Annotated in this window: 19 protein-coding genes; 15 read left to right on the top strand and 4 right to left on the bottom strand. The window is 69.8% G+C overall.

Annotated features, from left to right (window positions below):
- The first annotated feature begins 188 nt into the window (after positions 1-188).
- The gene (hemW, locus tag E1P53_RS06910; RefSeq protein ID WP_131733799.1) at positions 189-1400 is read left to right on the top strand and encodes a radical SAM family heme chaperone HemW; all 1212 of its coding nucleotides are present in this window, start codon (positions 189-191) and stop codon (positions 1398-1400) included.
- Between the two features lie 85 nt (positions 1401-1485).
- Here the strand turns inward: hemW and E1P53_RS06905 are convergent, their stop codons facing one another.
- On the bottom strand, positions 1486-1992 hold the full coding sequence (locus E1P53_RS06905) for a type II toxin-antitoxin system VapB family antitoxin (protein WP_131733798.1): 507 nt from the start codon (positions 1990-1992) through the stop codon (positions 1486-1488).
- Positions 1993-2099: 107 nt separating this feature from the next.
- Here E1P53_RS06905 and hrcA point away from each other — a divergent pair, with 107 nt between their 5' ends.
- The 13 genes from hrcA (at position 2100) to E1P53_RS06840 (ending at position 14408) form a co-directional block, all read left to right on the top strand.
- Positions 2100-3134 carry a heat-inducible transcriptional repressor HrcA gene (gene hrcA, locus E1P53_RS06900; protein WP_109237502.1) on the top strand — a complete coding sequence of 345 codons (1035 nt, stop codon included), beginning with the start codon at positions 2100-2102 and terminating at the stop codon, positions 3132-3134.
- Between the two features lie 173 nt (positions 3135-3307).
- Positions 3308-4468: a molecular chaperone DnaJ gene (dnaJ, locus tag E1P53_RS06895; protein ID WP_131733797.1), complete on the top strand. Its 1161-nt coding sequence runs from the start codon at positions 3308-3310 to the stop codon at positions 4466-4468.
- A complete protein-coding gene (locus E1P53_RS06890) occupies positions 4465-5214 on the top strand; it encodes a 16S rRNA (uracil(1498)-N(3))-methyltransferase (RefSeq protein WP_131733796.1) in 750 nt (249 codons plus the stop codon). Before dnaJ ends, E1P53_RS06890 begins: the two co-directional genes overlap by 4 nt.
- Positions 5211-5996: an alpha/beta hydrolase family protein gene (locus E1P53_RS06885; protein WP_131733795.1), complete on the top strand. Its 786-nt coding sequence runs from the start codon at positions 5211-5213 to the stop codon at positions 5994-5996. The genes E1P53_RS06890 and E1P53_RS06885 overlap by 4 nt, the downstream gene beginning before the upstream one ends.
- Positions 5997-6382: 386 nt before the next feature.
- The gene (locus tag E1P53_RS06880; RefSeq protein WP_165484397.1) at positions 6383-7459 is read left to right on the top strand and encodes a PhoH family protein; all 1077 of its coding nucleotides are present in this window, start codon (positions 6383-6385) and stop codon (positions 7457-7459) included.
- Complete coding sequence (gene ybeY / locus E1P53_RS06875; protein ID WP_131733794.1) at positions 7456-8049, top strand: rRNA maturation RNase YbeY; 594 nt, start codon at positions 7456-7458, stop codon at positions 8047-8049. The genes E1P53_RS06880 and ybeY overlap by 4 nt, the downstream gene beginning before the upstream one ends.
- A 2-nt stretch (positions 8050-8051) precedes the next feature.
- Positions 8052-9575 (top strand): hemolysin family protein, encoded by a 1524-nt coding sequence (locus tag E1P53_RS06870; protein ID WP_131733793.1) that lies wholly within the window; start codon positions 8052-8054, stop codon positions 9573-9575.
- A complete protein-coding gene (locus tag E1P53_RS06865; protein WP_131733792.1) occupies positions 9572-9916 on the top strand; it encodes a cytidine deaminase-like protein in 345 nt (114 codons plus the stop codon). The genes E1P53_RS06870 and E1P53_RS06865 overlap by 4 nt, the downstream gene beginning before the upstream one ends.
- On the top strand, positions 9909-10820 hold the full coding sequence (gene era / locus E1P53_RS06860; RefSeq protein ID WP_109237500.1) for a GTPase Era: 912 nt from the start codon (positions 9909-9911) through the stop codon (positions 10818-10820). Before E1P53_RS06865 ends, era begins: the two co-directional genes overlap by 8 nt.
- 60 nt (positions 10821-10880) lie before the next feature.
- Positions 10881-12290 carry a YhgE/Pip domain-containing protein gene (locus E1P53_RS06855; RefSeq protein WP_109237499.1) on the top strand — a complete coding sequence of 470 codons (1410 nt, stop codon included), beginning with the start codon at positions 10881-10883 and terminating at the stop codon, positions 12288-12290.
- Between the two features lie 99 nt (positions 12291-12389).
- Positions 12390-13205 carry a DNA repair protein RecO gene (gene recO, locus E1P53_RS06850; RefSeq protein ID WP_131733791.1) on the top strand — a complete coding sequence of 272 codons (816 nt, stop codon included), beginning with the start codon at positions 12390-12392 and terminating at the stop codon, positions 13203-13205.
- Positions 13186-14007, top strand: coding sequence for an isoprenyl transferase (locus E1P53_RS06845; protein ID WP_131733790.1), 822 nt, complete (start codon positions 13186-13188; stop codon positions 14005-14007). The genes recO and E1P53_RS06845 overlap by 20 nt, the downstream gene beginning before the upstream one ends.
- Positions 14004-14408: a hypothetical protein gene (locus E1P53_RS06840; RefSeq protein ID WP_006899779.1), complete on the top strand. Its 405-nt coding sequence runs from the start codon at positions 14004-14006 to the stop codon at positions 14406-14408. The genes E1P53_RS06845 and E1P53_RS06840 overlap by 4 nt, the downstream gene beginning before the upstream one ends.
- Positions 14409-14485: 77 nt before the next feature.
- Here the strand turns inward: E1P53_RS06840 and E1P53_RS06835 are convergent, their stop codons facing one another.
- The 3 genes from E1P53_RS06835 to E1P53_RS06825 form a co-directional block, all read right to left on the bottom strand.
- Complete coding sequence (locus E1P53_RS06835; RefSeq protein ID WP_006899778.1) at positions 14486-14917, bottom strand: Fur family transcriptional regulator; 432 nt, start codon at positions 14915-14917, stop codon at positions 14486-14488.
- On the bottom strand, positions 14914-15300 hold the full coding sequence (locus E1P53_RS06830) for an ArsR/SmtB family transcription factor (protein ID WP_131733789.1): 387 nt from the start codon (positions 15298-15300) through the stop codon (positions 14914-14916). The genes E1P53_RS06835 and E1P53_RS06830 overlap by 4 nt, the downstream gene beginning before the upstream one ends.
- Positions 15301-15386: 86 nt before the next feature.
- Positions 15387-16904: a M28 family peptidase gene (locus tag E1P53_RS06825; RefSeq protein ID WP_244941123.1), complete on the bottom strand. Its 1518-nt coding sequence runs from the start codon at positions 16902-16904 to the stop codon at positions 15387-15389.
- A gap of 199 nt (positions 16905-17103) precedes the next feature.
- Here E1P53_RS06825 and E1P53_RS06820 point away from each other — a divergent pair, with 199 nt between their 5' ends.
- Complete coding sequence (locus tag E1P53_RS06820; protein ID WP_006899775.1) at positions 17104-18489, top strand: glycine--tRNA ligase; 1386 nt, start codon at positions 17104-17106, stop codon at positions 18487-18489.
- The last annotated feature ends 103 nt before the right edge of the window (positions 18490-18592 follow it).

The following is an 18592-nucleotide window of genomic DNA, read 5'->3' as shown; positions in this document are numbered from 1 at the left end:
GCTCGATAATGCCACGTCCGTCGTCGCCACGTCTACTTGGGGTTATTTTCCATCACGATGATGGAAAGGCGGCAAGGTGAGCTGCGCGGCGTTGCAGCCCCGGTCTGCCGCGGGTGTTCGGCCGGCGACCGGCGGCTTCGGTTGAGGGCAAGAGGCGGCGACGCGTTTCCGGGCGGCATGATGGACGGGTGAAGGTCGACATCGAAACACCCGCTCCCGAGCTCGCCGCCGGGCTCATCTCGAGGGCGTGCGCCGACGTCGACCCCGAGGTCCCGTTCGGTCTGTATCTGCACGTCCCGTTCTGCGCGACGCGCTGCGGCTACTGCGACTTCAACACCTACACCGCGGGTGAACTCGGCTCGTCGTCGTCCCCGGAATCCTGGCAGGAGGCGGTCGCGGCCGAACTCGAATCGGCGGCACGCCTGCTGCAGCCGGCCCGCAAGGTGTCGACGATCTTCGTCGGCGGAGGAACCCCGTCGCTGCTCGGTGCCGCCGGACTCACCAGGCTCCTCGATGCCGTGCGCGCCGAGTTCGACCTGGCCGACGACGCGGAGGTGACGACCGAGTCGAATCCGGAGTCGACGTCGCCGGAGTTCTTCGCCGATCTGCGCGAGGCCGGGTACACGCGGATCTCGCTGGGCATGCAGTCCGCGGCGCAGCACGTCCTGCGCGTCCTCGACCGCGTGCACACCCCGGGACGTGCGGTCGCCGCCGCGCGCGAGGCCCGCGAGGCCGGCTTCGAGCACGTCAACCTCGACCTCATCTACGGCACCCCCGGCGAGTCCGATGCCGACCTGCACGCCAGCCTCGACGCGGTGCTGTCGGCGGGCGTGGACCATGTCTCGGCCTATGCGCTCATCGTCGAGGACGGCACCGCGCTCGCGCGGCGAATCCGGCGCGGCGAGATGCCCGCCCCCGACGACGACGTCCTCGCCGACCGCTACCAGATCCTCGACGACCGGCTGAGCGCCGACGGATTCGGTTGGTACGAGGTGTCGAACTGGGCGCGCGACGACGCCGCGGCCTGCCGGCACAACCTCGCGTACTGGCACAGCCACGACTGGTGGGGGGTCGGGCCGGGCGCCCATTCACACGTCAACGGCGTGCGCTGGTGGAACGTCAAACATCCCGCCCGGTATGCGAAGACGCTCGCCGAGGGGGCGCTGCCCGCGGCGTCGGCGGAGGAACTCGGCGCCGAGGACCGGCACGTCGAGGCGGTCATGCTCACCACGCGGTGTCGGACGGGGCTGCCCATGGGCATCCTCGACGACGCCGAACGTGCGAACGCCGAGAAGCTGTGCGCCGACGGCCTTCTCGAGCGAGCGGAGACGGCCTACGTCCTCACCGATGCCGGGCGCCTGCTCGCCGACGGTGTCATCCGCCGGGTTCTCTGGGGCTGAATCACCCTGCAAACCACCGGTTTTCGGCACACGCGCCACCGGATTCGGTGGTGCGTCTGCCGAAAAGTGGTGGAGCTGCGGAAGTCTAGGGGCTGGTCCACCCGGTCGACCGGGGGCCTCGACGGTGCGCGCCGCGACCCGAGGGAGACGGACGTGTCGCGGGGATGCCGGACGGCGATACGCCGGGGCCGGGCACGCGCGGGATCTCCCGGGGCTCGGGAGTGCCGCGCCGCGCCGGGGTCTCGGCGGTGTCGTCGAGCTGCTCCTCGAGCGGGCGGGCACCCTCGGAGAGGTCGAGCGCGTCGAGGTCGAGGGTGCGGGCGTGGATGATGTGCCGGTTCCGCAGCGCGGAGCGGACCGCGCGATGCAGTCCGTCCTCGAGGTAGAGCTCGCCCTGCCACCGGACGACGTGTGCGAACAGGTCGCCGTAGAAGGTGGAGTCCTCGCTGAGGAGCTTGTCGAGGGCGAGGACCTTGGTGAGGGTGGTCAGCTCGTCGAGGCGTAGCTGCCGCGGCGGGATCTTGGCCCAGCCGCGTGCCGACAGACCGTGGTCGGGATAGGGCCTACCCTCCCGCACCCCTTTGAAGATCATGAGACTCCGCGCTCGTTTCGTACTATGGATTACATCCAGTATGAGGTCTGGGCCACTCTATGGCCCGGACCCGCGGCCAGGGACTCGAATCACAGGAGGTGTACCGGGTGTCAGCGACCGAGGAACGCCGGTTCGAGATCCTCCGTGCGATCGTCGAGGACTACGTCGCCACGCAGGAACCCATCGGCTCCAAGGCCCTCGTCGACCGCCACAAGCTGGGGGTGTCGAGTGCGACGGTCCGCAACGACATGGCCGTCCTGGAGGCCGAGGGGTACATCACGCAGCCCCACACCAGCTCCGGGCGGGTGCCCACCGACAAGGGCTACCGGCTGTTCGTCGACCGGATCAGCGAGATCAAGCCGCTCTCGGCGGCCGAACGGCGCGCGATCATCTCGGTCCTCGACGGCAGCGTCGACCTCGACGACGCCCTGCGGCGCTCGGTGAAGCTGCTGGCCAAGCTGACCCGCCAGGTCGCGGTCATCCAGTATCCGGTGCTCTCCGCGGCACGGGTCCGCCACCTCGAGATGGTCACCTTGTCCCCGTCGCGACTGCTGCTCGTGGTGATCGTCGACAACGGACGCGTCGAGCAGCGGATGGTGGTGCTCAACGAGGACCACACCGACGACGACATCGCGCGCATGCGCGACCTCTTCTCCGCGGCGCTCCACGGAAAGCGGCTCGCCGAGGCGTCGGCCGCGGTCGCGGAGTTGGCCAACGACGCACCCCAGGACCTGCGCGACGCGATCATGAACATCGCGACGGTCCTCGTGGAGACCCTCGTCGAGCGCGGCGACGACCGCCTCGTGCTCGGCGGCACGTCGAATCTCGCGAAATCCGCCGCGGACTTCACACCCACGGTCGGTGGGATGGACACCGTCCTCGAGGCGCTCGAGGAGCAGGTCGTCGTCCTCAAGATCCTCGCCCACTCTCAGCAGATGGGGCAGGTCACGGTGCAGATCGGAGAGGAGACCAAGACCGAGAACCTGCGTGGGACCTCGGTGGTGTCGACAGGGTACGGTGCATCGGGAACCGTGTTCGGCGGCGTCGGAGTGCTCGGCCCCACACGGATGGACTATCCGGGAACCATCGCCTCGGTGGCGGCCGTTGCCAAGTACATCGGCGAGGTGCTCGCCGAGCGATGACCGCAGGCCCGGCGGGCGAGCGGGACGCCGCGCGAAGGCCGCCGGCGGGTTTTCGGCAGAATTGAGTGGTTCCCGTGTGAACCGTGCGGCGGGCTGCCCGCAGGCGCGGGGCGCACGACGCGTGGGTGCCGCCGAGAACGGCGCCAACAACAGACCGAAGGATCACTACGACCGTGGCACGTGACTATTACGCAACCCTGGGGGTGTCCAAGGACGCCAGTGACCAGGAGATCAAGCGGGCCTACCGCAAGAAGGCGCGCGAACTCCACCCCGACGTCGCCCCCGACCGGGAGGACGAGTTCAAGGAGGTCAAGACCGCCTACGAGGTGCTCAGCGATCCGGAGAAGCGTCGCATCGTCGACGCGGGCGGCGACCCGATGGCCGGGCCCGGCGCCGGCGGCTTCGGCGGCTTCGGGGGCGGCGGAGGCTTCGGCGACGTCTTCGAGGCCTTCTTCGGCAACGGCGGCGCCTTCGGCGGCGGAGGCTTCGGCTCGAGCCGCGGTCCGCGTTCGCGCGTCCAGCCGGGGGAGCCGGCCCTCGTCGGTGTGAAGCTCGATCTCGAGGAGTGCGCCAAGGGCGTCAACAAGGAGATCACCGTCGACACGGCCATCCTGTGCGACGCCTGCAAGGGCTCGGGTTCCAACGGCGACAGCAAGCCGGTGACCTGCGACACCTGTAAGGGTGCCGGTGAGATCCAGTCGGTGCAGCGCTCGTTCCTCGGCCAGGTCATGACCGTCCGCGAGTGCCCGACCTGCCACGGGGTCGGCGAGGTCATCCCCGACCCGTGCCACAAGTGCGGCGGCGACGGGCGGGTCCGTTCGCGGCGCACGCTGACCGTCCGCATCCCGGCGGGCGTCGAGAGCGGCATGCGCGTCCGGCTGAGCGGCCAGGGCGAGGTCGGGCCCGGCGGCGGTCCCGCCGGCGACCTCTACGTCGAGGTCACCGAGCGTCCGCACGACGTCTTCGTCCGCGACAAGGACGACCTGCACTGCACCGTCAAGGTGCCGATGGTCGACGCGGCGCTCGGCGCCGAGTTCGACGTCCAGACCATCCTGGGCGACGAGGTGACGGTCACGATGGCACCCGGCACCCAGCCCGGACAGGTCGTCAAGCTCCGCGGGCACGGCATGCCGCACGTCAGCTCCGGAGTGCGCGGCACACTGCACGTGCACCTCGACGTGGTGGTCCCGACCCGTCTGGACAACGCCCAGACCGAGGCGCTCAAGCAGTACAAGAAGGTGGCGAACGAAGAGATCGAGGTGGTCAACTCGTCGGCCGCCGCGGCACCGGGCGGACTCTTCTCGCGGCTCCGTAACGCCTTCGCAGGCAAGTGAGCCCGCCGCTCTTCTGGGCGGATTCCGTCCCCGCACCGGGCGCCGATCTCACCCTCGGCGGCCCCGAGGGTCGCCACGCGGTGACCGTCGCCCGGCTCGGGGTGGGCGAACGCATCCTCGTCGGCGACGGCGCCGGGTCCGTCGCGAACTGCGAGGTCCGCGAGATCGTCTCCAAGGACACCCTCGTCGCCTCGGTGCGCGAGCTCACGTTTCGCGCCCGCCCGACCCCGCAGGTGACCGTGGTGCAGGCGCTGCCGAAGTCCGACCGGTCCGAGCTGGCGGTGGACCTGGCGACCGAGGCCGGTGCCGACACGATCGTCCCGTGGCAGGCGATGCGCTGTGTCGCGCGCTGGAGCGGCAAGGCCGACAAGGGCGTCGCGAAGTGGCGGGCCGCGGCGTCGGCGGCCGCGAAGCAGAGCCGTCGGCCCTGGATTCCCGAGGTCACCGATCTCGCCACGACCACCGACGTCCGGGCGCGGTGCGCCGACGTGGTCGCCGCGGGCGGGGTGGTCGCGGTGCTGCACGAGGAGGCGGCTCGGCCGCTCGCCGATCTCCCGCTCGCCGACGCGGGTGAGATCGTGCTCGTGATCGGCCCCGAGGGCGGACTCGACGACTCCGAGGTCGCCGACCTGACGGCCCTCGGCGCCCATTCTGTGGTTCTGGGGCCCGAGGTGCTGCGCACGGCGGCCGCCGCTGCCGTGGCACTCGGCGCGATCGGCGTCCTCACCTCGCGGTGGTCCCGATGAGCCGGCGATGCCCGGTCCGGCGGGTGAAGATCGAGTACGGCGACGAGCCGTCGCAGTTCGGACATCTCTACTTCCCGCGCGAGGGCTTCGATCCCGAGCATGCCCGCGTCGTGGTACTCATCCACGGCGGGTCGTGGTCGGCCGAATACTCCTCGACGATTCAGACCGCGGTCGCGCGGGAGATGTCCGGCCGCGGCGCCTTGGTGTGGAACATCGAGTACCGGCGCGTCGGCGAGCCCGGCGGCGGCTGGCCCGAGACCGGGCGCGACGTCCTTGATGCGATCCGTGCCCTCGACGGGCCGGTCCGCGACGCGTTGTCGGAGCAGGGGATCGATCCGGCCGGCGTCGACTTCTCGACGGTCGGGGTCGTCGGGCATTCTGCCGGCGGGCACCTCGCGGTGTGGGCGGCGGGGCAGCTCGGCGCGCGCACCGCGACCACCCGGATCACGACCGTGGTCGCCGAGGCCGCTGTGCTCGACACCGTCTCCGGCGCCGACAAACCCGCACTCCGGGCGTTGATGGGCCGCCCCTTCGGCGAGTCCCCGCGCCGTTACCGGGAGGCCTCGCCGATGCTGGCGCCGGTCTTCGACGCGCACGTCGTCGCGATCCACGGGGACGCCGACGACCTGGTGCCGCTGGAGTCGAGCCGTCGCTACGTGGAGGACGCGGTCGCCCGCGGCCAGTCGGCCGAACTGATCGTCGTGCCGGGGGAGGGGCACGAGGCATTCGTGGACCCGCGCAGCGCGTGTGCGCGGCAGACGGTGCGGGTCCTGGGGATCTGATTCCCGGAAACCTTCTCGATCACGGTCATGATGGATCGCCGCCGGTCCGGGTACCGGGTTCCAGAACCTCCATGCGGATGAGTCCGCCGTCGCCGGGTGGGACGTACTCCGGCGCAGGTTCGGGCGGCGGCCACGCTCGCTCGGCACGGCATCCGGGCTCGCTCGGCTCGGCATTCAGGCTCGCTCGGCTCGGCATCCGGGCTCGCTCGGCTCGGCGGCCAGGCCGGCGACTCGGTGGGGAACCGACGCGGCGGCGGGCGGCCCGTCGAAATATTGCCTGCTGATGCCGTGTTGCATAGCGATACACTGACCACAGGATGTGTCGGCTCGTGACGTGACGGCGCAACCTGCCATACCACCGCCGACCACCAGGAGTGATTTCATACGTGAGTGACGCCAACCCCGAATCGAGCGGGCAATCCAGCCGTACGCAGCCGCGCCGGTCTGGGGTCACATCCACCATCGAAGTCTCTCCGGGAGTGGTGTTCGGACTCCTCGGTGCCAGTGACATCAACCTGCGGACCCTCGAGCAGCTGCTGCCCGCCGACATCCACGTCCGCGGCAACCAGGTGACGCTGACCGGCGAACCCGCCGACGTCGCCGCCTCCGAGCGGGTCATCGCCGAGCTCACCGATCTCGTCGGCCGCGGCACCCCGCTCACCCCCGACCTGGTCCGGCACAGCGTGTCGATGCTCTCCGACGGCGGGAACGAGTCGCCGGCCGAGGTGTTGTCGCTCGACATCCTGTCCCGACGCGGCAAGACCATCCGGCCCAAGACGCTCAACCAGAAGCACTACGTCGACGCCATCGACAACAACACGATCGTCTTCGGCCTGGGGCCGGCCGGCACCGGCAAGACCTACCTGGCGATGGCCAAGGCCGTGCAGGCCCTGCACGCCAAGACGGTCAACCGCATCATCCTCACGCGTCCCGCCGTCGAGGCCGGCGAACGTCTCGGCTTCCTGCCGGGCACGCTGAGCGAGAAGATCGACCCCTACCTGCGTCCGTTGTACGACGCATTGCACGACATGATGGACCCCGAGGCGATCCCGAAGCTGATGGCCGCCGGCGTCATCGAGGTGGCGCCGCTGGCCTACATGCGCGGGCGCACCCTCAACGACGCCTTCATCATCCTCGACGAGGCGCAGAACACGACGGGCGAGCAGATGAAGATGTTCCTGACCCGCCTGGGCTTCGGGTCGAAGGTCGTGGTGACCGGAGACGTGACCCAGGTCGACCTCCCCGGCGGGGCAAAGAGCGGACTCATGACCGCGACCACGATCCTCGAGGGCATCGACGACATCCACTTCGCCCGGCTGACCAGCCAGGACGTCGTCCGGCATCGACTGGTCGCCGACATCGTCGACGCCTACGGCCGTGCGGAGGAAACCGAGCGGACCGGCGCGACGATCGGCGGCAACCGTGCGGCGCGTCGTGCCGCGGCCCATGGACGTCGCTCATGAGCATCGAACTGGCCAACGAGTCGGGCGTCGAGGTCCCGGCGGAACTGATCATCGACGCCGCGCGGTTCGCCGTGGGCGCGATGGACGTCAACCCCGGTGCGTTGCTGTCGGTCCTGTGCGTCGACGAGGACACCATGGCCGATCTGCACGTCCAGTGGATGGACCTGCCGGGCCCGACCGACGTGATGAGCTTCCCGATGGACGAACTGGTCCCGGGTGGGCGCCCCGACGCGCCCGAACCCGGTCCGGCGATCCTCGGCGACATCGTGTTGTGCCCGGAGTTCGCGCGCAAGCAGGCGCGTGAGGCACGACGTTCCTTCGAGCACGAACTCGCGATGCTCACCATCCACGGTGTGCTGCATCTCCTCGGCTACGACCATGCCGAGCCCGAGGAGGAGCGTGAGATGTTCGGCCTCCAGAACGAGATCCTCGAGGCGTTCTACGCCGACCGGCACCGCCGGGCGCAGGAACAACGACTGGCCGACAGGGATGCGCGGCTGCTCTCCAACATCGGTTTCACCGGCATCGAGAGCGGCCCCGAGGACACGGGGACCGCCCCGGGATTCACCGGACGGTCCGAGGAGGACTGAACGTGTCCTCCGACTACTGGTTCCTCGTGGCCGCAGTCGTCCTGATCGTGTTGGGCGGGTTCTTCGCCGCCGTCGACACCGCGGTGTCGACCGTGTCCATCGCCCGCGTCGACGACATGGTCCGCGAGAACCGGGCAGGCGCACGGCGCCTGGCGATCATCCTCGACTCGCGCGCCACCTACATCGGCCTCGCCGTACTGCTTCGCGTCATGTGCGAGTCGGCCGCCGCCGCGCTCATCGCGCTCGCGGTCACCCGCTGGATCGGCATCGGGTGGGGACTCGTCGTCGCGATCGCCGCGATGACCGTGATCTCCTACGTCGCCATCGGTGTGGGACCCCGCACGCTGGGGCGCCAGCACGCCTACTCGATCGCGCTGTCGACGTCGTACCTGCTCTCGGCGCTCGGCGTCCTGCTGAAGCCGCTGACCCGGCTGCTCATCCTCATCGGTAACGCGCTGACGCCCGGCAAGGGCTACCGCAACGGCCCGTTCGCCACGGAGATCGAGCTGCGCGAGGTCGTCGACCTGGCCGAGGCGAGCGGAGTGGTGGCCGCCGACGAGCGGCGGATGATCCACTCCGTGTTCGACCTCGGCGACACCAGCGCCCGCGAGGTGATGGTGCCGCGGCCGGAGATGGTGTGGATCGAGGCCGACAAGACGGTCCTGCAGGCCACGAATCTCGCCATGCGATCGGGTCATTCACGCATCCCGGTGATCGGAGAGAACACCGACGACGTCCTGGGCGTGGTGTACCTGAAGGACATGGTCGTGCGGACCATCGCGCAGCGCGTCGACCCCGCGACCCTGCGAGTCTCCGAGGTGATGCGCGAGGCGCAGTTCATGCCGGACTCCAAGCCGCTGGACAAGGTCCTCGCCGACATGCAGCGCACCCGCAACCACATGGCGCTGCTCGTCGACGAGTACGGCGGGATCGCCGGCCTGGTCACCATCGAGGACGTCCTCGAGGAGATCGTCGGCGAGATCACCGACGAGTACGACACCGATGAGCTCGCGCCGGTCGAGGATCTCGGGGACGGCTCCTACCGCGTGTCCGCGCGGTTGCCCGTCGAGGATCTCGGCGAGCTCTTCGACATCGAGATCGACGAGGAGGAGGTCGAGACCGTCGGCGGCCTCGTCGGACTCGAACTCGGCCGCGTCCCGCTGCCGGGGGCCAGGGTCGAGTCGCACGGACTGCAGCTGGTCGCCGAGGGCGGGCCGAACCGACAGGGCCGCCAGCGCATCATCACCGTCCTCGTGTCGCGCCTGGAGTCCGAGGACGAGGCAGAGGACCGGGATCACAAGGACCGGGATCACGAGGCTCGGGACCACAAGGATCGAGACCACCGGGACCGCAAGGAGCGCAAGGACCGCGGCCAGAGGGATTCCGGCCGTAGGGACGCGGCCGAGAAGGACTCCCGCGACCGGAGGTCCGCCGACACCGACCACGACGCCCCGGATCAGCACCCACACCCAGACAACCCGGACCACGACGGTGCCGGACAACCGACAGCAAGGATGAACCAGTGACCGAGACCCTCGCGGACGAGGATCAGAAACTCGTGGTGCTCGCGCGCGGCGCCCTGGCACGCGCCGAGGCCCGTTCGGGCGCGGCCGTGCGCGACGGCGACGGGCGCACGTATGCCGGGGCCGAGGTCCGCGCGAAGACCCTCACGCTCAGCGGCCTGCAGGTCGCGGTGGCCTCCGCCCTCTCGAGCGGCGCGACCGCGTTCGAGGCCGCGGTGCTCGTCAACGGCGACGCCGACGATCCGGGCCTGGCCACCCTGCACGAGTTCAGCCCGCAGGCGTACGTCGTCATCACCGACGCCGCGGGCCGTCCCCAGCACCGACTCGGCGGTGACGATGCCTGAGTTCCGTTCCGGCTTCGTCTGTTTCGTCGGCCGGCCCAACACGGGCAAATCGACTCTCACCAACGCCCTCGTCGGCGAGAAGATCGCGATCACCTCGAATCGGCCGCAGACCACCCGACACACGATCCGCGGCATCGTCAACCGGCCCGACGCCCAGCTGATCCTCGTCGACACCCCGGGGCTGCACCGTCCGCGCACCCTGCTCGGGCAGCGACTCAACGACCTGGTGCGCGACACCTACTCCGAGGTCGACGTCATCGGCATCTGCATCCCGGCCGACGAGGCGATCGGCCCCGGCGACCGCTGGATCATCACGCAGGTGCGGGAGATGGCGCCGCGCACCAAGCTGCTCGGCATCGTCACCAAGATCGACCGGGTCTCGCCAGACAAGGTCGCCGAGCAGCTGCTGGCGCTGTCCGAACTGCTCCCGGACGACGCCGAACTCGTGCCGGTGTCGGCCAAGTCGGGCAAGCAGCTCGACGTCCTCACCGACGTGCTCGTCGGCATGATGGAGGAGGGGCCGGCGTTCTATCCCGACGGCGAGCTCACCGACGAGCCCGAGCAGGTCCTCATGGCCGAATTCATCCGCGAGGCCGCGCTCGAGGGCGTACGTGACGAACTTCCCCATTCCCTGGCGGTTGTGATCGAGGAGGTCATCGAACGCGAGGACCGACGCCCTGACCAGCCCCCGATGGTCGACGTGCACGCGGTCCTCTTCGTCGAACGCGACAGCCAGAAGGGCATCATCATCGGGCGCAAGGGCGCCCGGCTCAAGGAAGTGGGTACAGTTGCCCGCGCACAGATCGAGCGGCTGCTGGGCACCAAGGTGTACCTGGATCTGCACGTGAAGGTCGCCAAGGATTGGCAACGCGACCCCAAGCAGCTGCGCCGGCTGGGCTTCTAGACGAACGATTGCCGGTGCCCGTCCGACGACGGGCACCTCGCCTGCGGGGGAGGGACGTCGATGGGAACGCACGAGGCGCACGAGGACTCCGACGCCATCGGCCGGGGCGACCACGAGGCGCCCGAACCGGAGGAGCCGACCGGCCGGACGATCGCCGGGGTCCTCGGCTCCCCGCGGTTCTGGCTGGCGCCCCTGGTTCTCGTCGCGGTGCTGTTCTCGCTCATGGCGGCGCTGTACATGTCCGCGGTCGTCGACCCGCAACGCCATCTGCACGACTTCCCGATCGCCCTGGTGAACGAGGACTCAGGCGGTGAGGTCACCGGCGCCGACGGCAAGCCGGTCGAGCAGAACATCGGTGCGCAGGTCGCCGACGGGATCGCCACCACCGCCGCCGAGAACGGCTTCGAGGTGCGTCGCACCGACCGGTCGACCGCGCTCGGCGAACTCAACAGCGGCAAGATCTACGGCGTCGTCGTCATCGGTGCGAACTTCACCAATCGCGCTGTCGCGCTGGGACGGTCGACGGTCCTGACGTCGGTGCCGGCACGCCCGGCGATCGACGTCTTCATCAACCGCGGCTCGGGTGCGTTCGCGTCGTCGATCACCCAGACCTTCGCCGAGCAGATGACCAAGCGCGTCAACGAGCAGGTCGGCGCGCAACTGACCGAGCAGGTGCGTCGGCAGCTCGACGCGAACGACGTGACGTTCACCGGCGCCGCGCAGCTCGCGGTGGGCAACCCGGTGCAGGTGACGGTGTCGGAGCCGACACCGCTGCCGCAGGGCGCGGGCAACGGACTCTCGGCGTTCTACCTCACACTCCTGCTGGTCCTCGCCGGCTTCACCGGCGCGATGATGGTCAGCATCGTCGTCGACGGCATCCTCGGGCAGACGCCGATCGAGTACGGGCCGTTCTACCAGTGGCGCGACCGGCTGAACATCAGCCGGTGGGCGACCCTCGCCGCCAAGTGGGTCATCATGTTCCTCGTCGCGGTGGTGCTGTCGACGGTGTTCATCGGAGTGGGTGCGCTGGTCGGGACGTCGCTGCCGAACGCCTTCGTACTGTGGGTGATCTCCGTCCTCGCGATCTTCGCGGTGGGCGTGAGCGCGAGCGCGATGATGGCGGTCTTCGGCAACGCGGGCCTGCTGTTCAACCTGATCTTCTTCGTGGTGTTCGGCCTGCCGTCCTCCGGCGGCACGCTCCCGCTCGAGGCCAGCCCGCGGTTCTTCGAGTGGGTGGCCGCGGTCGAGCCGATGCACGTCATCTACCTGGGGGTGCGGTCGGTGCTGTACTTCGACGCCGACCTCTCGGCCGGTCTGGCCCGTTCGGTGATCCAGTGCTTCGTCGGCCTGCTGCTCGGCGCCGCACTCGGCTTCCTCGGCACCAAGTTCTACGACCGCAAGGGCTGGCACCGGTACCCGGGAGGCATGACGCTCCCGCCGAGGCTCGACAAGATCGTCAATGCCGACTGAGTTCGGGGCGACCGGGTTCGGGCCGAGCGGGTTCGGACTGACCGGGCCCACCCGGTGTCCCTGCCCGCCGCTGTCGGGCCGTGGTGGGACAATCGCCGGGTGAGGTTCTACCGGGATGAGGCCGTCGTGGTCCGCCAGCACAAGCTGGGCGAGGCCGACCGCATCATCACCCTGCTGACCGCCGAGCACGGGCTCGTGCGCGCGGTCGCCAAGGGGGTGCGCCGCACCCGGTCGAAGTTCGGTGCCCGGCTCGAACCGTTCGCGCACGTCGACGTACATCTCTACCCGGGACGCAGCCTCGACGTCATCACCCAGGTGCACAGCCTGCACGCCTTCGCCGACGCGATCGTGGCCGACTACGGCCGGTACACCACGGCCTGCGCGGTCCTCGAGACCGCCGAGCGGCTCGCCGGTGAGGAGCGCGCGCCCAGCCGGCAGTTGCACCGTCTGACGGTCGGCGCGCTGCAGGCGCTCGCGGAGGATCGCCGGCCGCGCGAGCTGATCCTCGACGCGTACCTGTTGCGGGCGATGTACAGCGCCGGCTGGATGCCCGCACTGGAGGAGTGCGCGCGGTGTGCGACGCCCGGTCCGCATCGCGCCTTCCACGTCGCCGCCGGCGGCGCGGTGTGCCTGCACTGTCGCCCGCCCGGCTCGGCCACGCCGTCGCCCGGTGTGCTCGACCTGATGGACGCGATGTTCCGCGGCCAGTGGGAGCACGTCGAGGAGTCCACGTCCTCGCTTCGACGGCAGGCCAGCGGACTGATCGCGGCCCATCTGCAGTGGCATCTGGAACGTCAGCTCCGAACCCTGCCGCTCATCGAGCGCACCGCGCCTCATAGGCTGATGGAGACGGGTGCCGAAGCAGGCGCGGAAACCGCTGTGAGGAGTGTCGACGATGGCGTTGCGGCCGGGTAGTTCCTCCAAGGGACGCAAGCCGACGAGCACACGTACCGAGATCCGGCCCCCGGACCCGCACCCGAGCGGTGCTCGTCCGCCGGCGATCCCGGCGGAGTTCGTGCCCAAGCACGTCGCCCTGGTGATGGACGGCAACGGCCGCTGGGCCACCGAACGCGGCCTGCCCCGCACCGAGGGGCACAAGCGCGGCGAGGCGGTCCTCATGGACACCGTCTGCGGCTGCATCGAACTCGGCGTCGAATGGCTGTCGGCCTATGCCTTCTCGACCGAGAACTGGTCGCGCAGCCCCGAGGAGGTGCGCTTCCTGATGGGCTTCAACCGCGACGTCATCCGTCGTCGACGCGACGAGATGCACGAGATGGGTGTCCGTGTGCGGTGGGCGGGGCGTCGTCCGCGCCTGTGGCGCAGCGTGATCCGCGAACTCGAGATCGCCGAGGAGCTGACCAGGGACAACACCGTGATGACGCTGACGATGTGCGTCAACTACGGTGGCCGCGCCGAGATCGCCGATGCCGCACGGGAGATCGCGCGCCGGGCTGCTCGCGGCGAGATCGACCCGGAGCGGATCACCGAGTCGAGCTTCGCGCGGTACCTCGACGAGCCCGACATGCCCGACGTCGACCTGTTCCTGCGGCCTTCCGGTGAGCAGCGGCTCTCCAACTTCCTGCTCTGGCAGTCCGCCTACGCAGAGATGGTCTACCAGGAGAAACTCTTCCCCGACTTCGACCGTCGCGACCTGTGGGACGCCTGCCTCGAGTACGCCAGGCGCGACCGCCGGTTCGGCGGGGTGAAGCCGTCATGACTGACGCCCTTGCGCTGCTCGAACGCGCCGCAGAGGTCGTGGCCGAGTTGGGTCCGGTCGAGCGTCCCGACGCGGAATCGGTTGTGGTCCAAGTGGGTCCGACCCGCGCTTCGATCCGCGTGGTCACGCTCGCCGACGGTCTCGACGTCCTCGCCGTGACCCAGATGGTCGCCATGGACCTGCCCAACACGCCGGACCTGCGCGACGACGTCGAGGCGTTCGGCGCGCGGATGAGCTTCGGCAGCCTGCGCCGGTCCGACCCCGCCGGGGTCACGACGGATGTGCTGCAGTACTACACGTTTCCCGCCGGGCGGCTCGAGGACCTGCCGCTGCTGATGGTGCTGCACATCGTGCTGGCCAACGGGGTCGACGCCGCCGAGCGGCTGACGGGAAAGAGCTAGGTTCCGGCGGGTCGCGCTGGATCACCGTGCGTGTGCCCGGTGGCCGGGACTCGAGCGCAATCGGATCTGTGCCGGACTCAGTTCGACTGCGTCTCAGCGCACTTCGAGCACCGGCCGAACACCTCGACGGTGTGGTTGATGTCGGTGAAGCCGTGTTCCGCGGCGACGGAGGCCGCCCACTTCTCGACCGGCTCGGCCTGGACCTCGACGGTGGTGCCGCACTCCCGGCACACGAGGTGATGGTGGTGGCCCGACGAGCAGTGGCGGTAGCGGGTCTCGCCCGATCCGTCCCACAGCACGTCGATCTGCCCGGCCTGGCTGAGTGCCTGCAGGTTGCGGTAGACGGTGGTCAGGCCGATGGACTCGCCGCGGGCCTTGAGGATCTCGTGGAGTTCCTGCGCCGAGCAGAAGTCGTCGGTGCCGGCGAGCGCGTCGGCGATCGCGGCACGCTGCCGGGTGGAACGGATTCCGGTGACCGGTTGGGGGCCCGAGGCCTGCACGCCGGTCATTCGGTCACCGCCTCGGTGGTGTGCATGTCCGCGGCCTGCTCGTGCGACGCCGGCGCGTCGACGACGGCATCCTCGGCGGGCTCGTTGGCGTGGACCAGCGCGTCGACGACGATGTGTGCGACGTGGTCGTCGATGAGCTCGTAGGTGATCTCCCGGCCGTTGCGGTGACCGCGCACGACGCCGGCGTCCTTGAGGACCCGGAGGTGCTGGCTGACCAGCGGTTGGCTCAGCCCGAGGTGCCCGACGAGTTCGTGGACGCACTGCACGCGCTCCCGCAGCGACAACACGATCGCGAGCCGGGTGGGGGAGGCCAGCGCACGCAGCAGGTCGGCGGCATTCTCGCGCGCGGCGAGGTCGGAGCCCTCGAACGGCTGGGTCGACATGTCACTCCTCCCGGCGGGTCGTGCGGCACTGCTGGCGATCATTCTAACGGAAATGGTTTTCAATCCGAGGTGCCGCCGGGCGGAGATCACTCCGGGATCTCGACCTCGGTCCGCTCACGTGCGGCCACCGGCGGGACGCCGTCGGGGCCGGTCGTCGACAACGCGTACGTGGCCAGCGCATAGGCGGCCGCGGCGGAGTTCACCGCGAGGATGTCGAAGTCGACGTTGTCGATGGTGTCGCTGTCGCGGTGGTAGTTCGGGTCGAACCGCACGCCGGGCTTCCCGCCCCACATGCGGGCCTGCTCCTCGGACTTCTCGCCGTCGGCGCCGGAGAACAGACCGCCGACCGGGACGCCGGCCGCGAGGAACGGGGCGTAGTCGGAGCGTCCGTCGAGATCCGTGTCCGCCACGGAGATGCCCCGCTCGTCGAAGAACCTCCGGAAGACCCGTTCGACGGCGTCCGATCCGGCCGGCCCGGCGCCGCCGCCCGCACGCGCGGAGTCGTCGCCGTCCAAGGTGAAGTATCCGCCGTTGGGGGAGCCGAGCATGTCGAAGTTGAGGTAGAGCGCGATGGCGCGGAGGTCCTCGGCCCTCAGGTTGCCGACGTAGTCCCAGGACCCGCGCAGGTACTCCTCCTCGGCGCCCCAGAAGCCGAACCGGACCCGTTGCGGGACGTCCGGCGACGAACCCAGGCGCAGTGCGGTCTCGAGGAGTGCGGCGGCGCCGGAGCCGTTGTCGTCGATGCCGGGGCCCGCGCTCACGCTGTCGAGGTGGGCGCCGGCCATCACCACGTCGTCGGGTGACCCGGTCCGGGTCTCGGCGATCACGTTGCGGGTGGTGATCTGCTCGGTGGCGGTCTCGGCGTCGAGCGTCAGCTCCCGGGCGCCGCCCACCCGGCCGGCGTCGGCGCGGGTCACGACGATCACCGGTATGTCCGGCACGTTCTCGGGCTCGAGGCGCAGGTTGGGCAGCCCCTCGTCCGCGTCGTCGACGATGACGACCCCGACGGCTCCCGCGGACTGCGCGTTGCGCGCCTTGTCGGAGAAGGTGCACTCGCCGCGGGCGATCACGGCGAACGCGCCGCGGACATCGGCGGGGAAGTCCGCGGCCTCACACCCCCGGGCAGGGACGGACACGGGCCTGGCCGTCAGCGGGCCGCGTGTGTCCACCGAGTACTCGAGCATGCGCCCCTTCACGTCGGCGGCGCCGGCGGCGAACCGCACCGACCCGACGGTGAATCGCGTGTAGGAGAACTCGGGCGTCGACACCTCGAACCCCGCCTCCCGGAGCAGGCCCGCGACGTAGTGGATCGACGCGTCGTTGCCCGGGGTGCCCGCCGCGCGTGTTCCGTCGTTGTCGTCGGCGATCTGCTGCAACGCGCGCAGGTGTGCGGTCACGCGGTCGATGTCGATCGCGTCGGCGAGGTCCTGCGGGGTCACCTCGGCGACCGGAGGAAGGGGCGAGGGGGCGACGACCGGCGCCGGTCGGCCGGTGTCGGTCCCGGCGCCCGCACACCCTCCGGCCAGCATCGTCGCCGCGGCCGCGAGGGTCCGCAGCTGCAGCATCGGGCGGCGTCGTCTCCGGGCGCGGGGGCGGGGGCTCATCCTGCCACTCTGACAGCCGGCCGCCCCACCTCCGGTGCGCCCCCGCGATCGGCCAGGTGAGGGCACTGCTTTAGGGGAACCCTCACCCTGCTCGGTAGTCTGTAGGGGTTGCCGTGCGCGCCGGACCTCATCATCGGTCGCCCCACGCATGAGCGCCGACAGAACAAGCCGAACACCGACCCGTGGAGAGCAGTTAACCGTGGCCGCCCAGTCCAAAGTGGAATCCGTCGTCAACCTCGCCAAGCGCCGGGGTCTGGTCTACCAGTGCGGTGAGATCTACGGCGGCACCAAGTCGGCCTGGGACTACGGCCCCCTCGGCGTCGAGCTGAAGGAGAACATCAAGCGGCAGTGGTGGCGGACCATGGTCACCAGCCGTGAGGACGTGGTCGGCCTCGACTCGTCGGTCATCCTGCCGCGTCAGGTCTGGGAGGCCTCCGGCCACGTCGAGGTGTTCAGCGACCCGCTCGTCGAGTCGCTCTACACCCACAAGCGCTACCGCGCCGACCACCTGATCGAGGCGTACGAGGCCAAGCACGGCCACCCGCCGGCCAACGGCCTCGCCGACATCAACGACCCGGAGACCGGTCAGCCCGGCAAGTGGACCGAGCCCAAGCCGTTCAGCGGCCTGATGAAGACCTACCTCGGCCCGGTCGACGACGAGGAGGGCCTGCACTACCTCCGCCCGGAGACCGCGCAGGGCATCTTCGTGAACTTCAAGAACGTGATGACCACCGCGCGCAAGAAGCCGCCGTTCGGCATCGCCCAGATCGGCAAGAGCTTCCGCAACGAGATCACCCCGGGCAACTTCATCTTCCGCACCCGCGAGTTCGAGCAGATGGAGATGGAGTTCTTCGTCAAGCCGGGTGAGGACGAAGAGTGGCACCAGTACTGGATCGACCAGCGTTTCAACTGGTACGTCGAGCTCGGCATCGACCCGGAGAACCTGCGGCTGTACGAGCACCCCAAGGAGAAGCTGTCCCACTACTCCAAGCGGACCGTCGACGTCGAGTACAAGTTCGGCTTCACCGGCAACCCGTGGGGCGAGCTCGAGGGTGTCGCCAACCGCACCGACTTCGACCTGTCGACGCACAGCAAGCACTCCGGTGAGGACCTGTCGTACTTCGACCAGGCGACCGGCGAGCGGTACACCCCGTACGTCATCGAGCCCGCGGCCGGCCTGACCCGCTCGCTGATGGCGTTCCTGTGCGACGCCTACACCGAGGAGGAAGTGCCGAACGCCAAGGGCGGCACCGACACCCGCACCGTGCTGCGTCTCGACCGCCGGCTCGCGCCGATCAAGGTCGCCGTGCTGCCGCTGTCGCGCAACGAGAAGCTCTCGCCGAAGGCCCGCGACCTCGCCGCCGAGCTGCGCAAGAACTGGAACGTCGAGTTCGACGACGCGCAGGGCATCGGCAAGCGCTACCGCCGCCAGGACGAGGTCGGCACGCCGTTCTGCGTGACCGTCGACTTCGACACCCTCGACGACCAGGCCGTGACCGTGCGCGAACGCGACACCATGAGCCAGGAGCGCGTGGCACTCGACAAGGTCTCGGAGTACCTCGGCGGCAAGCTGCTCGGCGCCTGACGCACGGTCGACTTCGGTCGACGATCCCCGACAGACGACCGCCGGCGGTTCTCGCGACCGGCGGTCGTCTGTCACAATTGAGGACGAGTTGTCGCGTCGACAG

It is taken from the genome of Gordonia paraffinivorans (assembly GCF_900683595.1).
In the GTDB taxonomy this organism is placed as follows: Bacteria; Actinomycetota; Actinomycetes; order Mycobacteriales; family Mycobacteriaceae; genus Gordonia; species Gordonia paraffinivorans.
The sequence above is the reverse complement of the archived record's forward strand: the minus strand, read 5'-3'. Positions and strand labels throughout refer to the sequence as shown.

Bases quoted from the DNA above. Each gene is read 5' to 3' on its own strand.
- E1P53_RS06840 (WP_006899779.1), top strand. From the start codon at position 14,004: ATGACTGACGCCCTTGCGCTGCTCGAACGCGCCGCAGAGGTCGTGGCC.
- E1P53_RS06830 (WP_131733789.1), bottom strand. From the start codon at position 15,300: ATGTCGACCCAGCCGTTCGAGGGCTCCGACCTCGCCGCGCGCGAGAAT.
- E1P53_RS06825 (WP_244941123.1), bottom strand. From the start codon at position 16,904: ATGAGCCCCCGCCCCCGCGCCCGGAGACGACGCCGCCCGATGCTGCAG.
- E1P53_RS06835 (WP_006899778.1), bottom strand. From the start codon at position 14,917: ATGACCGGCGTGCAGGCCTCGGGCCCCCAACCGGTCACCGGAATCCGT.
- E1P53_RS06885 (WP_131733795.1), top strand. From the start codon at position 5,211: ATGAGCCGGCGATGCCCGGTCCGGCGGGTGAAGATCGAGTACGGCGAC.
- E1P53_RS06855 (WP_109237499.1), top strand. From the start codon at position 10,881: ATGGGAACGCACGAGGCGCACGAGGACTCCGACGCCATCGGCCGGGGC.
- ybeY (WP_131733794.1), top strand. From the start codon at position 7,456: ATGAGCATCGAACTGGCCAACGAGTCGGGCGTCGAGGTCCCGGCGGAA.
- era (WP_109237500.1), top strand. From the start codon at position 9,909: ATGCCTGAGTTCCGTTCCGGCTTCGTCTGTTTCGTCGGCCGGCCCAAC.
- E1P53_RS06905 (WP_131733798.1), bottom strand. From the start codon at position 1,992: ATGATCTTCAAAGGGGTGCGGGAGGGTAGGCCCTATCCCGACCACGGT.
- E1P53_RS06845 (WP_131733790.1), top strand. From the start codon at position 13,186: ATGGCGTTGCGGCCGGGTAGTTCCTCCAAGGGACGCAAGCCGACGAGC.